At 39.3% G+C, this 14,891-nt stretch carries 11 protein-coding genes; 8 read left to right on the forward strand and 3 right to left on the reverse strand.

The genetic code is table 11. The features are described 5' to 3' along the window. Positions 1 to 678 precede the first annotated feature (678 nt). The 3 genes from ABDV70_RS13230 (at position 679) to ABDV70_RS13240 (ending at position 5,539) form a co-directional block, all read left to right on the forward strand. Positions 679 to 1,812, forward strand: a complete 1,134-nt coding sequence (locus ABDV70_RS13230) for an efflux RND transporter periplasmic adaptor subunit (RefSeq protein ID WP_343598397.1) — start codon at positions 679 to 681, stop codon at positions 1,810 to 1,812. 2 nt (positions 1,813 to 1,814) lie between these two features. Then, positions 1,815 to 4,928: an efflux RND transporter permease subunit gene (locus ABDV70_RS13235; protein ID WP_343598398.1), complete on the forward strand. Its 3,114-nt coding sequence runs from the start codon at positions 1,815 to 1,817 to the stop codon at positions 4,926 to 4,928. 74 nt (positions 4,929 to 5,002) lie between these two features. Next, on the forward strand, positions 5,003 to 5,539 hold the full coding sequence (locus ABDV70_RS13240) for a GNAT family protein (RefSeq protein ID WP_343598399.1): 537 nt from the start codon (positions 5,003 to 5,005) through the stop codon (positions 5,537 to 5,539). A gap of 38 nt (positions 5,540 to 5,577) precedes the next feature. Here ABDV70_RS13240 and adeS read toward each other — a convergent pair whose 3' ends face one another. Together adeS and adeR are read right to left on the reverse strand one after the other, a co-directional pair. Beyond that, positions 5,578 to 6,672 (reverse strand): two-component sensor histidine kinase AdeS, encoded by a 1,095-nt coding sequence (adeS, locus tag ABDV70_RS13245; protein ID WP_343598401.1) that lies wholly within the window; start codon positions 6,670 to 6,672, stop codon positions 5,578 to 5,580. Beyond that, complete coding sequence (gene adeR / locus ABDV70_RS13250) at positions 6,662 to 7,387, reverse strand: efflux system response regulator transcription factor AdeR (protein WP_343598403.1); 726 nt, start codon at positions 7,385 to 7,387, stop codon at positions 6,662 to 6,664. The genes adeS and adeR overlap by 11 nt, the downstream gene beginning before the upstream one ends. Before the next feature lie 421 nt (positions 7,388 to 7,808). On the opposite strand from adeR, the gene msuE reads away from it, so the two are divergent. Further along, positions 7,809 to 8,546 carry an FMN reductase gene (gene msuE / locus ABDV70_RS13255; protein WP_343598404.1) on the forward strand — a complete coding sequence of 246 codons (738 nt, stop codon included), beginning with the start codon at positions 7,809 to 7,811 and terminating at the stop codon, positions 8,544 to 8,546. 32 nt (positions 8,547 to 8,578) lie between these two features. Beyond that, the gene (gene sfnG / locus ABDV70_RS13260; protein WP_343598406.1) at positions 8,579 to 9,673 is read left to right on the forward strand and encodes a dimethylsulfone monooxygenase SfnG; all 1,095 of its coding nucleotides are present in this window, start codon (positions 8,579 to 8,581) and stop codon (positions 9,671 to 9,673) included. A 223-nt stretch (positions 9,674 to 9,896) separates the two neighbouring features. Here the strand turns inward: sfnG and ABDV70_RS13265 are convergent, their stop codons facing one another. Further along, a complete protein-coding gene (locus ABDV70_RS13265; RefSeq protein ID WP_343598408.1) occupies positions 9,897 to 11,099 on the reverse strand; it encodes an MFS transporter in 1,203 nt (400 codons plus the stop codon). Between the two features lie 123 nt (positions 11,100 to 11,222). Here ABDV70_RS13265 and ABDV70_RS13270 point away from each other — a divergent pair, with 123 nt between their 5' ends. The 3 genes from ABDV70_RS13270 to ABDV70_RS13280 all read left to right on the forward strand — a co-directional run bounded on the left by ABDV70_RS13270 (position 11,223) and on the right by ABDV70_RS13280 (position 14,755). Continuing rightward, complete coding sequence (locus ABDV70_RS13270; RefSeq protein ID WP_343598410.1) at positions 11,223 to 12,173, forward strand: LysR family transcriptional regulator; 951 nt, start codon at positions 11,223 to 11,225, stop codon at positions 12,171 to 12,173. A gap of 203 nt (positions 12,174 to 12,376) precedes the next feature. Beyond that, positions 12,377 to 13,141, forward strand: coding sequence for a histidine utilization repressor (gene hutC, locus ABDV70_RS13275; RefSeq protein ID WP_343598412.1), 765 nt, complete (start codon positions 12,377 to 12,379; stop codon positions 13,139 to 13,141). 336 nt (positions 13,142 to 13,477) lie between these two features. Continuing rightward, positions 13,478 to 14,755 (forward strand): Glu/Leu/Phe/Val dehydrogenase, encoded by a 1,278-nt coding sequence (locus ABDV70_RS13280; RefSeq protein WP_343598414.1) that lies wholly within the window; start codon positions 13,478 to 13,480, stop codon positions 14,753 to 14,755. Positions 14,756 to 14,891 lie beyond the last annotated feature (136 nt).

Consider the following 14,891-nt stretch of genomic DNA (forward strand, 5'->3'; position numbering starts at 1 on the left):
ACCCATGTGAGAGTAAGTCATCGCCAGCTCATTATTCAAACCCCCGACCAAGTGTCGGGGGTTTATTTTTATGCGGAAGTTAAATAATCATAATTGAAATAAAATAGATTGAATATCAAGATATCCCAGTTTGAAAATAAAGTTACATTTAAAATTGATTATTCTATAAATAAAACCAATAACTTAGTTTTTTTTAAAGCAGCTATCTATAGGTAAGTGCTGTAAAAACAAGCCTTTCCTGCCCAACGGTTAACGCGATTATATGCTGTTTTCCATGGAAAAAATTCTTTAGGAATATCACACCATGTCGCACCTATACATAATTTCCATAAGATTGCTTCCATGAAGTTTCTACTGTTCTTGGAACACAATAACAACCATGAAACTACATAGTAGATTGAATCTGCCGCCAAACATCATCGGTGAGTGGAGTGTGCACCACTGGAAAATATACGAATAAAAAAGGGTTAAATAACTCTTTTAATCCTTTAGAACCAATTTTTCAAATGAGGACACGCCCTAGTGATCTGAGGTGATTTCATAATATATTTAAAAATAACAGTGACCTCCACAGTATCTCCACACAATGTTAGCGTAAACTCGACAGAGCCATTCAAAAATAGCAAAATCTAAAACTCATTTATTCGAAATATGGCCAATCTTTCACAATCATTTTGTATGGTTGTAATCACATTATTTCTGTTCTCAGGTTGTGTGAAAACAAAAAATTCTGAGCAATCAACCGAATCTACTCTTGCCAGTGTGAGTGTGATTATTACCCAGAAACAACAGATTCATTTTATTGAAAACCTTCCTGCACGGGTATCTGCATATCGTATTGCTGAAATTCGACCGCAAGTAGGTGGTATTGTTGAAAAAGTATTGTTTAAACAAGGTTCGGATGTCCGAGTAGGACAAGCACTTTTTAAGATAAATGCTGATCTTTTACAGGCAGATGTAAGTAGTAATCAAGCGACATTACAACGCGCACAAGCTGAAGTTTCTCGTTTGAATATTTTGTTGGGACGTTATGCGCAGTTGTTGCCAAGTCATGCAATTAGTCAGCAGGAATATAATAATACCGAGGCTGCATATCGTCAGGCACTGGCAGATGTAGCGCAGATGAAAGCAACGTTAACCCGACAAAAACTAAATTTAAAATATTCTACAGTGGCAGCGCCTATTTCAGGTCGTATAGGACAGATTTTAGTGACTGAAGGTGCGTTGGTTGGACAAGCTGACACAAAACCAATGGCGGTCATTCAGCAAATTAATCAAGTTTATGTCGATGTGAAACAATCGATTAGTGACTATGAAAAGTTACAAGATGCGTTGCAACAAGGGACTTTACAGGGTGCCCAACATCAAGTTGAACTCTTCAATAGTCAAGGCAAGCCTTATCATGTGACGGGTCAGATTTTATTTTCAGATACCAATGTCGATCCTGAGACAGGCGATGTCACGATCCGTATTTTGGTCAATAACACTGATCAGAAGCTTCTCCCTGGCATGTATGTACGTGTCAATATGAATCGGGCCATGATTGAGAATGCGATTTTGGTCCCTGAACAAGCAATTCAGCATGATATTAGCGGTAAAACTCAGGTGATAGTTGTGAACGGGACGGGGCAGGCAGAAGTAAAATCGATTCAGCTAGGTCAACGATATCAAAATAATTATGTGGTTACTCAGGGATTGAATGAAGGAGAAAGAGTTGTTGTAGAAGGCGGTGATCGTATTCAACCACAGCAAAAATTGAAGTTTAAGTTATGGCATTCGCCTGTGGTTGAAGCTGAAAAAGGAGGGCAATAAAAATGTCTCAATTTTTTATTCATCGACCGATTTTTGCATGGGTGATTGCATTATTTATTATTTTGTTTGGTGTGCTGAGTATTCCAAAATTGCCAATTGCACGTTTCCCGAGTGTTGCACCACCACAAGTGAGTATTACTGCAACCTATCCTGGAGCAACACCAAAAACGTTAAATGATAGTGTCGTTACGCTAATTGAACGTGAAATGTCTGGAGTGAAGAACTTGCTCTATTATAGTTCAACGTCAGATAATTCGGGCAGCGCAACAATAACAGCAACGTTTAAACCCGGTACAGATGTCGAACTTGCTCAGGTTGATGTGCAGAATAAGATTAAATCTATTGAATCGAGGTTACCGCAATCGGTACGTCAACAGGGGTTAATGGTTGATGCAGCATCCTCAGGTTTTTTGATGATTGTGGGCTTAAATTCACCCAATCAGCATTATTCGGAAATTGATTTGAGCGATTATATGACGCGCTATGTGGTTGAAGAACTAAAGCGGGTTAATGGTGTTGGCAAGGTTCAAAATTTTGGTGCTGAAAAAGCTATGCGAATTTGGGTAGATCCAGATCGTTTGGTGGCGTATGGTTTGAGCATTAAGGATGTGAATACCGCAATTCAAAACCAGAATATTCCAATTTCACCGGGGAGAATAGGGGATCTGCCTGCATTAAAAGGTCAGCAAATAACAATTCCTTTAACGGCATTAGGTCAGCTTGAAAACATTGAACAATTTAAAAATATTAGTTTAAAGGCGAATACAAACGGAGCCAATGTTCGACTTTCTGACGTTGCTCGGGTAGAAATCGGTGCGCAATCCTATAATTTTGCAATTCTAGAAAATGGGAAACCTTCGACCGCAATTGCAATTCAAATGAGTCCCGGTGCAAATGCAGTCAAAACGGCTGAAGGTGTACAAGCCAAACTGGATCAACTGAGTGCATCATTGCCTGAGGGAATGAAATTTTCTATTCCTTATGACACGGCACCATTTGTTAAGGTGTCGATCCAGAAAGTGATTGCAACTTTATTTGAAGCGATGGTTCTGGTTTTTATTGTGATGTTTATCTTTCTACACAATGTCCGATATACCTTAATCCCCGCAATCGTTGCGCCAATTGCTTTGTTGGGAACTTTTGCTGTGATGTTGGTGGCTGGTTTTTCGATTAATGTTTTAACCATGTTTGGTATGGTTTTGGCGATTGGGATTATCGTGGATGATGCGATTGTCGTGATTGAGAATGTCGAAAGAATCATGGCAACAGAAGGGTTATCGCCTGTTGAAGCAACCTCAAAAGCCATGAAAGAAATCACCAATCCAATTATTGGGATTACTTTGGTCTTGGCCGCGGTATTTTTACCGATGGCGCTTGCTTCTGGTTCAGTTGGAATTATTTATCGTCAATTTACCATTACGATGTCGGTTTCAATTCTATTTTCTGCATTTTTGGCTTTAACATTGACGCCAGCATTGTGTGCAACTTTGTTAAAACCGATGGATGGGCATCAGGAGAAAAAAGGATTTTTTGGTTGGTTTGATCGTAAATTTGAAAAATTAAACCAAAAATATGAGCGTATTTTATTTAAGGTGATTCGGCATACTGTTCCTGCAATGCTTTTCTTTATTGGGATTGTGGCGGTATTGATTTTGAGTTTTAAAATGGTTCCAACTGCCTTTATGCCTGAGGAAGATCAGGGTTGGTTTATGACTTCTATTCAATTGCCCGCAGATGCGACACAAGGACGTACTTTAAAGGTCGTGAACGAATTTCAGCAATATCTTAATCATGAACAGGGCATCAAAGATAATATGGCATTGCTAGGATTTGGCTTTAGTGGTTCAGGACAGAATGTTGCCATGTTTTTTACCAATCTTGTCGATTTTAAAGCGCGTACCGTATCTGCACAAGACGTTGTAAAGAATGCCAATGCTGCCATGACCGATAGTTCAGAAGGTCAGACCATGTCTGTTTTACCTCCTGCAATTGATGAACTCGGTACGTCTTCGGGCTTTACACTACGGTTGCTAGACCGCGGTAATGTCGGAATGTCGGCATTAATGAAAGCTCAGGAGCAATTAATTGCGCTGGCAGCACAAAGTAAAAAGTTAAGCGGTGTGTATGCAGAAGGTCTGCCTGATGGAAGTACCATACAGCTCAAGATTGATCGTGAAAAATTACAGATTTTCGGTGTAAATTTTAGTGATGTGACCGATATTATTTCGACCTCTATGGGATCGATGTATATCAATGATTTTCCAAATCAGGACCGTATGCAGCAGGTGGTGGTTCAACTTGATGCAAAATTTAGAACCAGTATTGATGAGATATTGAAGCTTAAAGTGAAGAGCCAAAGTGGTAAATTGGTTTCATTGTCTGAGGTCATTACGCCTGTTTGGCAACATTCACCTCAGCAATATAATCGTTATAACGGCCGTCCATCGTTAAGTATTACAGGTAGTCCAGCAGCAGGGTTGTCGTCGGGGCAGGCGATGCTGGAAATGGAGCGTCTGATGGAACAGTTACCTAAGGGAATTGGTTATGAATGGACAGGCGTTTCCTTGGAGGAACGGCAGTCTGAAGCACAAACCACGTTTTTACTATTGCTTTCAATGTTAGTGGTTTTTCTGGTACTAGCAGCACTTTATGAAAGCTGGTCGATCCCTCTCTCTGTGATGTTGGTTGTGCCACTAGGATTAGTTGGAGCATTTATTGCGGTCATGATTCGGGGTATGCCAAATGATATTTTCTTTAAAGTGGGTTTAATCACGATTATTGGATTATCTGCGAAAAATGCGATTTTGATTGTTGAATTTGCTAAAGCACTGAGAGAAGAAGGTGTTGGGTTGGTTGAAGCAACGGTTGCTGCTGCAAAACTACGCTTACGTCCAATTTTAATGACATCATTTGCTTTTACTTGTGGTGTTATACCTTTAGTTTTCGCGACAGGAGCTAGTTCAGAAACACAAAAAGCCATTGGCACGGGCGTATTTGGTGGAATGATCAGTGCAACCATTTTGGCGATATTTTTTGTTCCTGTATTTTTTACTTTTGTGATGGGACTGGTGAGTAAGTTTTCAAAGCAAAAGCATTCAATAGATTCGGCTGAATAACCGAAAAGGTGAGATAAAACCAATGTTAGGTGATCTCACCTTTTGAATTTAAAAATTGAAAAAGGTCATGAAAAATGCAAATTAAAATAGAAACACCTCGATTAATATTGAGATCTTTTGAGGAAAAAGATGCGGTTCATTTATTAGAATATTTAGCTGAGCCTCAAGTAAATTGTTTCGCTTCAGATAAAATCTCTAGCTTAGAACAAGCGGTTGAAAAAATTGGAAAAAGACAAAAAACCAATGATTATCTTGCCGTGTGTTTAAAAGATAAGGATCAATTGATTGGTGAAATATTTTTTCAAAAAGAAGAACCAGATACTTATTCGGTGGGATGGAATTTTAATTCAAAATTTCAGGGCAAAGGCTATGCAAGTGAAAGTGCCCAAAGCTTGTTAAATTATCTTTTTTATCAATGTAATGCGAGACGAATTTATGCTTATGTCGAGGAAGATAATCTTGCTTCGCAAAAATTATGTGAGCGTTTAGGGCTACGTAAAGAAGGATGTTTTATGGAGTTTATTTCATTTGTTCAAAATACAGATGGGACACCTAAATATGAAAATACCTTTCAATATGCGATATTAAAAAGAGAATGGGATGCAAAATAGCTGCCATTTTTACAGTATCAAGAACTGCTATTTAATGGTTAGATAGCAGTATCTTTTAATAGGATGGTAAAACAGCTTCCACCCAAATTTTCAGATTTTGTATAGCGAATCTTGCCGTGGTGTGCCTCAATAATTGCATAAACTACTGCAAGCCCTAAGCCTGTTCCACCTTCAGACCGAGATCTGGACTCTTCTAATCGATAAAATGGTTTAAATAAGTGTTCAATATGCTGCACATCAATGCCTGGGCCTTCATCTTCTAAAGTGAGGATCCAGTTATTTTGTGTTTTATAGGTTGTAATGCAAAGCTTACCTGCATTTGAATATCTCAAGGCATTTGAAAATAAAGCAATAAGTACCTGTTCAATCCGCCTCGGATCACAAAAAACAGTATCATTAGTTAGGTTGAGTGAAAGTTGTAATCCCTTTTGTTGGAAGCGATTTTCAAACATTTGAATACATTTATAAATATGCGTATTTAAATAGGTTTCTTGAATATCCAAACGGAATTTCTGATTTTCGATTAGGGTCAATGTCCGAAGGTCTTCCACCAAATAGGACAATCCTTCAACCTGATTAAGCAGACTACGATGTAGCTTTTGATCGGCTTCAAAAATTCCATCCACAATTCCCTGTAAGCGACCCTGTAAAATGGTGACAGGGGTGCGTAATTCATGCGCAATGGCAGCATTCCAAAGTGTCGAGTTTTTAACTGAAACCTCTAACTGATTAGCCATGACATTAAAATTTTGAATTAATGACATCAGTTCATGGGGAATCTGGGCATGTGGTTGTTCAATTCTGACAGATAAATTACCTTGTTGAATTTGTTTAATTACAGAGGCTAAAGCATTAATCGGCTGCGTATATCTTTTTGCATATTTAAAAGCAAGAAATGTAGAAAGAAGAAATCCTGTAAATAAAACCAGAAATATCCAGATATAATCAATAAATGAGATAGAAAAATTAGTATCTGAACACGGGTCTTTTAATAATCCATTTTGTATTGCCCAGCCATAAACAATATAACCTAATGCAAAAGAAAGAAAAGTAATACCTAAATTTAATAAGCTCAGCATAATAATAAATTGGGCACTAATACCAATCGCATTATGATTAAATTTATATTTCATAGTATTGATCTAACCGATATCCTACACCGCGAACATTGATTAAAAAACCAGAGACATTTTTATCTTCTAATTTTTTGCGTAAATTACTGACATGACTGTCTACTGTACGGTCTAAAGCATCACGATCTGGCATACATTGTCGAATAAGTTCACTCCGAGTAAAGACCTTATTGGGGGCTTTAATCATGAGGAGCAAAATATTATATTCTGTTAAAGTTAAGTTAATTAAATGTTTTTGATTTTCTTTTAGGATAAAAACCTGATGATGCTCAAGCTGGATCTCAATCATTTTATAAGTAATAATTTGGTCACTTCGGGTTTGAGCGTGACTACGTCTTAAAACGGCTTGAACCCGTGCAATGACTTCATTGGGATTAAAGGGTTTGACAATAAAGTCATCAGCACCCATGCGAAGTCCCATAATTTTATCTACTTGGTCATCAAGTGCAGTCAATATGATGACGGGTAAGCTGTTGTGTTGTCGAATGATATTTAGAACGTCCCAGCCGTTTAATTTTGGAAGTTTTATATCCAACAAGATGAGGTCGATAGAACAGGTTTTTAAACACTCCAATGCCTGTTGACCATGCATCGCCCGAACGACTTGCATCCCTTCATTTTTTAAGTATTTTTCAAGAATATCACCAATATCATAATCGTCTTCTACGACCAGAATCACTTTATTTTCAAAGTTAGAATATAAATGTTGGTGCATCTAGAAAAACCTTTCAGGAGATTTGGTATGATGTGAAGATATTAAAAATAATAGCATTGATTGATATTGTTGTATCTAAACAATATCGTTTTATAGCCAAAATAGATAGTCAAAAGATGATAGGTGGAGACAGTTTTTCTGCAAAAATGATTTAGCTCGGTTGAATGGTTTAATTAAATAAATGACTAATCAGATTAAAAGAATCCTTTGTTCGCTAATATATACATTAGCTGTAATTCAAAAATAATGGACTAAATAAAAATTAGATTTTATTAAAATAATAAATCTTATTTTTAGATTTCTATATTCATATTAGATATATCTCGAAAAAAGATAAATTTGCCTGATTTTATTATTTTACGACACGATCTTAACTATGGATAAATGAAGATCAAGAAAATAAATGAAATTAGGTTATACGATGACATCTGTATTATTGAATACCACTAAACCTTTAAATATTGTTGCGGTTTCAGGTGGGTTAAATCATCCCTCAAAAACAGAAGCATTGGTACAGGCGATTATTGATGAGTTAGGCGAGGCAACGCCAATCAAGGTACATTTTATTCAATTTAGTGAAATTGGGACGCTATTAGGTGGTGCAATTTACCGTCATCAGCTACCACAACGTGTACAAGATGACTTGGCAGCAGTCGAAGCAGCCGATGCATTAATTGTCGGAACACCTGTTTATCGGGCCTCATTTACAGGGTTGTTTAAGCATTTTTTTGATTTTGTTGAACAAACAGCTTTGGTTGATGTGCCTGTGTTGTTGGCTGCATCGGGTGGTAGTGACCGACACGCTTTGGTTCTTGAACATCAATTACGTCCATTGTTCAGCTTTTTCCAAGCGCAAACGCTTCCGATTGGTGTATATGCGACGGATCGGGATTTTACGCCTGAATATACCATTCAGAGTGAATTGCTGCGTGATCGAATTACCTTGGCGGTTGCTCGTGCATTGCCAATTTTGGAATGGGCACCTGCAAAAGGTCGTCGTGCAGAGGTGATTAAATCAAAAACAGCGGAAGCGAATCAGCATCTTGGTATTAATAAGCAAATTGAACAAGATGCGGTTTTACCTTCTGCCGCAGTGCCTGATTTGGAAACAGCAGAATCACGGCTTCATCAAAAATCACTTAAGAGCAATGTTGCATAAATATATGCAGCCTCCAGACAGGAGAAAGACACATGGCGCAGTCACAAGCAGCAATAAAGTTTGCCTATTGGGTTCCGAATGTAAGCGGTGGTTTGGTGGTTAGTGATATTGAACAACGGACGGATTGGAGCTATGACTACAATGTCCGATTGGCTCAGGCCGCCGAAGCGAATGGCTTTGAATATGCCTTGACGCAAATCCGTTTTACGGCAGGTTATGGGGCAGAGAATCAACATGAATCCGTTAGTTTTAGTCAAGCACTTTTGGCTAAAACTGAAAAATTGAGAGTGATTGCTGCAATTTTACCGGGCCCGTGGAAACCCGCTCTTGCAGCTAAACAATTGGCAACGATTGATTATATAAGTCATGGTCGCATTGCAATTAATGTTGTGAGTGGCTGGTTTCGTGGTGAGTTTGATGCCATTGGTGAAGCGTGGCCAGATCATGATGAGCGCTATAGACGCTCAGAAGAATTTATTCGTACCCTGAAAGGGATTTGGACGACAGACCATTACAGTTTTGATGGGAAATATTATCAATTTAAAGATTACAGCCTAAAACCCAAACCTGTTCAACAGCCATATATTGAGGTTTTTCAGGGAGGCAGTTCCCGTGCAGCACGTGATATGGCATCACGGGTTTCAGACTGGTATTTTACCAATGGGAATACAGTAGAGGAGATTCAAAAACAAATTGATGATATTCGCAGTAAAGCAAAGGCCAATGATCATCAGGTTAAAATTGGCATTAATGCTTTTATTATTGCACGTGACACTGAACAAGAAGCGCAAGCGGTATTAAAGGAAATTATTGCAAAGGCAAATCCCCAAGCTGTAAAGGCCTTTTCGGATGAAACACGTCAGGCAGGTGCTGCAAGCCCAGAAGGCGAGGGCAATTGGGCAAAATCAACATTTGAAGATTTGGTACAATATAATGACGGTTTTAAAACCAATTTGATTGGTACACCAAAACAGATCGCTGAAAGAATTGTGGCGTATAAAGCTGTTGGTGTTGATTTAATTTTGGCAGGTTTTCTGCATTTTATTGAAGAAGTTGAGTATTTTGGACAGCATGTCTTGCCTTTGGTACGAGAACTAGAACAGAAACAACAAAAAAGTGTTGCTTAGCGTATCAGTTTTTATATGAGCACATTCAGTGAATCGATGTGCTTTTTTTTATGTGTGATTAGGAATAATAAACGTGGAAGAGTAGCGTGGATGGGCAAGATGCGAACTTAAAATTTAATGGTGTTGCTTGAGTAAATAGCAGCAAACCGTAGATTTAATCGTACTTTTTGCTGCATATTTATAAACTATTTTTATGCGTTCCACGTGGAACTCGATAGAAACTTTAACTTTTTTGCTGTGCCAAACGACACCCTTCGTAAAGGCGAATCAATAAACTTAGAATTGCACTGATACATGCCAATGTCACAACGAACATCCATCCACCATATACAAACATGATATTTCCTAACCATGAACCCAGTGCCATGCCAATAAAAACACCAGCAAAAAGTACACCATTGAGTCGTCCACGCGCTTCAGGATCTAGACCATATACTAGCGTTTGATGCGCAACCAAACTGGCTTGTAAACCTAAATCGAACCCGATGGCTGCAATGGCAATGATGATCAATTGGAGATGGATCGACAGCACGGGCATGCTGAACATTAGCATAAATGAAAGCAATACGGTCACTGCCCCAATCTTGGTCACAGAATGTGAGCCGTAGTGATCAGATAACATTCCTGCAACTGGTGCGGCCAAAGCACCCGCTGCACCAGCGATACCAAAAGCCCCCGCTACGGTACTGCCGAGGTGATATTGTTTTGCAAGCATCAGGGCTAAGGTTGACCAGAAAGCACTAAATGCGATGGAGAGTAGACCTTGGGCAAGAGCAGCATGGCGTAAAGCAGGGTAACGCTGCCAAAGTTTGAGCATAGAACCAAGCAATGCTGAATAACTTAAAGAAACGTGTGTTTTGAACTGTGGGAGTACTCGCCATAAACCGATTGCCACCAATGCGACGCTGAATGCTGCGATTTGATACATGGCCCGCCAACCGAGCCAGTCACTGATAACACCACTGACTGTCCGGGAAAGTAAAATCCCTAAAAGTAACCCTGTCATGACTGTACCAACAAAGCGCCCATGTTGTCCTACAGGTGCAAGAATAGCAGCGGATGGAACAATATCTTGAGCCATAGTTGCTAAAATACCAATCATGAAGCTGAAAAATAGAATGTTTTCTGCACCACTGCTCATGCTGAACCACAGCAAAGTGACCGTTAAAAACAGGCTTTTGATTAAAATGAGATGACGTCTGTTATAACGATCACCCAATGGAATTAAAAAGAAAATACCTATTGCATAGCCTATTTGGGTTAGGGTTGGAACCCAGCCAATGGTCTGTGCTGAAAGCTGTAAATCGGTTTGCAGCAGTGGCAAAATAGGCTGTGCATAGTAGAGGCAGGCGACAGCAATACCTGCACCCAGTGCCAGAATGAATACCAACAAGGAAGAAGGTGCTGTGGTTTGAGGATCATTCATGGCTATTCTCTGTTTAAAATTAAAGATACGCTTGGGATAGATTCATTTTAGGAAAAATGATCCATGATGGTAGATGGCTGTATGCTAAAATAATTATACGTCAGGCGCATAACAGATAAGCCAATGAAATACGTAGAACGCATAGACCGTATTGAATTAATGCATACGTTGATTCGTATTGTTGAAAGTGGTTCGCTGTCTGCTGCGGCAAGACAGTTGCAGCTTTCTCAGGCCAGCGTCAGTCGCCGTTTGAGTACGCTTGAAAAGTTATTGGGAGTCAAGTTGTTGATGCGGACCACGCATGCCATAAAATTAACGGATGATGGTGAGCGTTGTTATCAGCATGCTAAGCAATTAGCAGACCATTGGAGTCGTCTGGAAGAAGACTTAAAGCAAGCCACAGATGACCCAGTGGGAACCTTGCGTGTTCGTGTTCCGCATGCCTTTGGGCAACAACAGTTGATAGAACCACTCATGAAATTTTTGGGGCAATATCCCCAGCTTAATATCGAGTGGAAGCTAAGGGATATTTTGCCTGATTTTTTGGCAGAGGATATTGATTGCGCGATTCATGTCGGGTTCGAACCGAACCCGAATACCGTTGCCATCTTGCTCGCAGAAGTCCCACGCATTGTTGTTGCAAGTCCTGCCTTACTCGCACAATATCCTGAAGTAACAGAAATGCGGCATTTGGCTACTTTACCTTGGGTTGCACTGAATCTTTTTTATCAAGATAAAATTTGTCTACACAATAATATGACCCAACAGGTCGAACATATTTCTATTTCGCCACGGTTAAGTACCGATAATCTATTTGTGGCAAAAAATGCGGCATTACTGGGTTTAGGGGCTGCGCTTGTATCGAGCTGGGTTGTGAAAGACGAACTACAAAATGGGCAGTTACAGCATGTATTACCTGAATGTCAGGCAGAATCGATTCCTATTTATTTGATTTATCCGTGGGCGCAGTACTATCCAGCAAGACTCAGAAAATTTTTAGAGTTAATGAAACAGGTCATGCCCAATATTGTGGGCGTTCAAATGATGCAACCAGCGACTCAATCGATGAGGTGATGGCGATAGCATCATCTCTTTATCAACGATCCATGCAATGATTGGGGAACGCACGATCATGAAATATATTTATGCTATGGTGTATATTCTCTGTCAGGCGCTGCACAGTCGTGATCAATCAGCGTGGGGAAATTTATATCGATCAATTTTATGTAATAAAAAAAAGGATGATCATCAAATGAGTCAGAAACCTAAAGGCAGGTATGCCTAACATGATGAAGAATCAGCACAATCATGAATTATCTCCATTGCATGACAGTCCATTACCGCTTTATGAGCAAGTTAAACAACTGATTATTAAAAAAATTCAGGATGGTTTGTGGCCAACCAATTATAAAATTCCTTCGGAAATGGAATTGGTCAAATTATTGGGCTGTAGTCGTATGACCATCAATCGGGCATTGCGTGAATTGACCGAACAACGCTTTCTGGTTCGTATTCAAGGCGTCGGTTCATTTGTTGCAGAACGACAAGCTGAAGCTGCACTTTTTCAGATTGATAATATCGCTAAAGAAATTGAAAGTCGTAATCATCGTCATCATTCAGAAGTCATTGTATTACAACAAATTCGCGCCAATAAGGAACAATGCTTGCAAATGCAGGTTGCTATTGGACAAAAGTTATATCACTCGATTGTCGTGCATTTTGAAAATGATATCCCTGTTCAGGTTGAAGATCGCTTGGTGAATGCATCGCTTATTCCTGAATATATGCAGCAGGATTTTACCCAGATTATGCCCAATGATTATTTGGTAAAACGCATGCCGATCAGTCAGGGAGAGCATGTGGTTGAAGCCATTTTGGCATCGGAACAAGAGTGTCAATGGCTAGAAATAGAACCGACAGAACCTTGTTTATTGTTAAAACGCAGAACATGGACGGGGGAACACATTATTTCGAATTCACGTTTAATTTACCCAGGTAGCCGTTATTATTTAAAAGGGAAATTTACGCCTACGACACGGTAAAGTTATAGATGAAAGACAAATTTATGTGAATATGTTCAGCAGGTATATCGACACAAAAAGTATCGTTCAGTTGTCTTAGACAACTAGGAAAAGATACGGAAATAAATGCCCTTTTCTGGGGCATTTTTTGTTTTAAAATGGTGCATTTTAAAAATATTTTTGCAAATATTCTTATTAAAAACATATACTTATTATAAATATAAAAAAACTATTTACAGGTGTCTATTTTTTCTAATTAAAATATTCTATAGTGCTAACTTGTATATACAAGCTTATACATATACAGTGTTTAGCATGATAAAAACTAATGCAAATGCAGAGTAAAGGACTTCTGTAATGACAACGAATCTTTCGTATGTAAATCAAAACACCGATGCTTGGATGACCTATTTGGCTCAGATTGAGCGTGTAAAACCTTACCTAGGTCATCTTTCTACGTATATTGATACTTTAAAAAATCCAAAACGTGCACTCATTGTAGATGTACCTGTGGTAATGGATGATGGTTCTATCCGTCATTTTGAAGGTTTTCGTGTTCAACACAATTTATCGCGTGGGCCAGGTAAAGGTGGCGTGCGTTTCCATCCTAAAGTTGATTTAAATGAAGTTATGGCGTTATCCGCGTGGATGACCATTAAATGTGCGGCGTTGAATTTACCTTTTGGTGGTGCAAAAGGTGGTATTCGCGTTGACCCTCGTCAGTTATCTGATGCCGAGCTTGAGCGTTTAACCCGCCGTTATACCAGTGAAATCAGTCATATTATTGGCCCACAAAAAGATATTCCTGCACCAGACGTTGGCACGAATGGTCGTGTTATGGCATGGATGATGGATACCTACTCAATTGAGCAAGGACATACAGTTACAGGTGTTGTGACGGGTAAACCTGTGCATTTGGGTGGCTCTCTTGGGCGTGTGAAAGCAACGGGCCGTGGTGTATTTATCACAGGTTGTCAGGTTGCCAAAAAGTTATCTTTACCGATTGCTGGTGCAAAAGTTGCAGTTCAGGGCTTTGGTAACGTAGGCAGTGAAGCTGCGGTACTTTTTGAAAATGCAGGCGCAAAAATTGTTGCTGTACAAGACCATACGGGAACAATTTTTAATGAAAATGGTTTCTCAGCAGTACAGTTACAACAATATGTTGCACAAAATGGTGGCGTTGCTGGCTTTGAAGATGCCAGTGCAATCACAGACGAAGCACTTTGGGATGTTCAGATGGATATCTTCATTCCAGCAGCTTTGGAAGGGCAAATTACCGCTGAACGAGCACATCAGTTAACTGCCAAATTGGTATTGGAAGGTGCAAACGGCCCGACTTACCCAGAAGCAGATGATATTTTAAATCAGCGTGGCGTGATTATTGTGCCAGACGTGATTTGTAACGCAGGTGGTGTAACTGTCAGCTATTTTGAATGGGTTCAGGATATGTCGAGCTTCTTCTGGAGTGAGGCAGAAATCAATGAACGTCTAGATAAAATCATGCGTGATGCTGTAGAAGAAGTCTGGGCAAAAGCGACTGAAAATGAATGTAATTTACGTACATCTGCTTATATCGTGGCATGTGAACGTATCTTAATGGCGCGTAAAGAGCGCGGAATTTATCCAGGTAAATAATCAATGTCTCTGTTTTGGCAGGAGCATTGCATGATGTTGATCTGAAAAATATTGGGAAAGTTGCTTTCATCCTGAAAGCATCTTTCTCAAATAATAGGGGTGAAAATTTCCCCCTATGCATCATCCACCATAAAAG

Source organism: Acinetobacter sp., assembly GCF_039596015.1.
In the GTDB taxonomy this organism is placed as follows: domain Bacteria; phylum Pseudomonadota; class Gammaproteobacteria; order Pseudomonadales; family Moraxellaceae; genus Acinetobacter.

Bases quoted from the DNA above. Each gene is read 5' to 3' on its own strand.
- ABDV70_RS13235 (WP_343598398.1), top strand. From the start codon at position 1,815: ATGTCTCAATTTTTTATTCATCGACCGATTTTTGCATGGGTGATTGCA.
- ABDV70_RS13240 (WP_343598399.1), top strand. From the start codon at position 5,003: ATGCAAATTAAAATAGAAACACCTCGATTAATATTGAGATCTTTTGAG.
- hutC (WP_343598412.1), top strand. From the start codon at position 12,377: ATGCCTAACATGATGAAGAATCAGCACAATCATGAATTATCTCCATTG.
- adeR (WP_343598403.1), bottom strand. From the start codon at position 7,387: ATGCACCAACATTTATATTCTAACTTTGAAAATAAAGTGATTCTGGTC.
- ABDV70_RS13270 (WP_343598410.1), top strand. From the start codon at position 11,223: ATGAAATACGTAGAACGCATAGACCGTATTGAATTAATGCATACGTTG.
- ABDV70_RS13265 (WP_343598408.1), bottom strand. From the start codon at position 11,099: ATGAATGATCCTCAAACCACAGCACCTTCTTCCTTGTTGGTATTCATT.
- ABDV70_RS13280 (WP_343598414.1), top strand. From the start codon at position 13,478: ATGACAACGAATCTTTCGTATGTAAATCAAAACACCGATGCTTGGATG.
- adeS (WP_343598401.1), bottom strand. From the start codon at position 6,672: ATGAAATATAAATTTAATCATAATGCGATTGGTATTAGTGCCCAATTT.
- msuE (WP_343598404.1), top strand. From the start codon at position 7,809: ATGACATCTGTATTATTGAATACCACTAAACCTTTAAATATTGTTGCG.
- sfnG (WP_343598406.1), top strand. From the start codon at position 8,579: ATGGCGCAGTCACAAGCAGCAATAAAGTTTGCCTATTGGGTTCCGAAT.
- ABDV70_RS13230 (WP_343598397.1), top strand. From the start codon at position 679: ATGGTTGTAATCACATTATTTCTGTTCTCAGGTTGTGTGAAAACAAAA.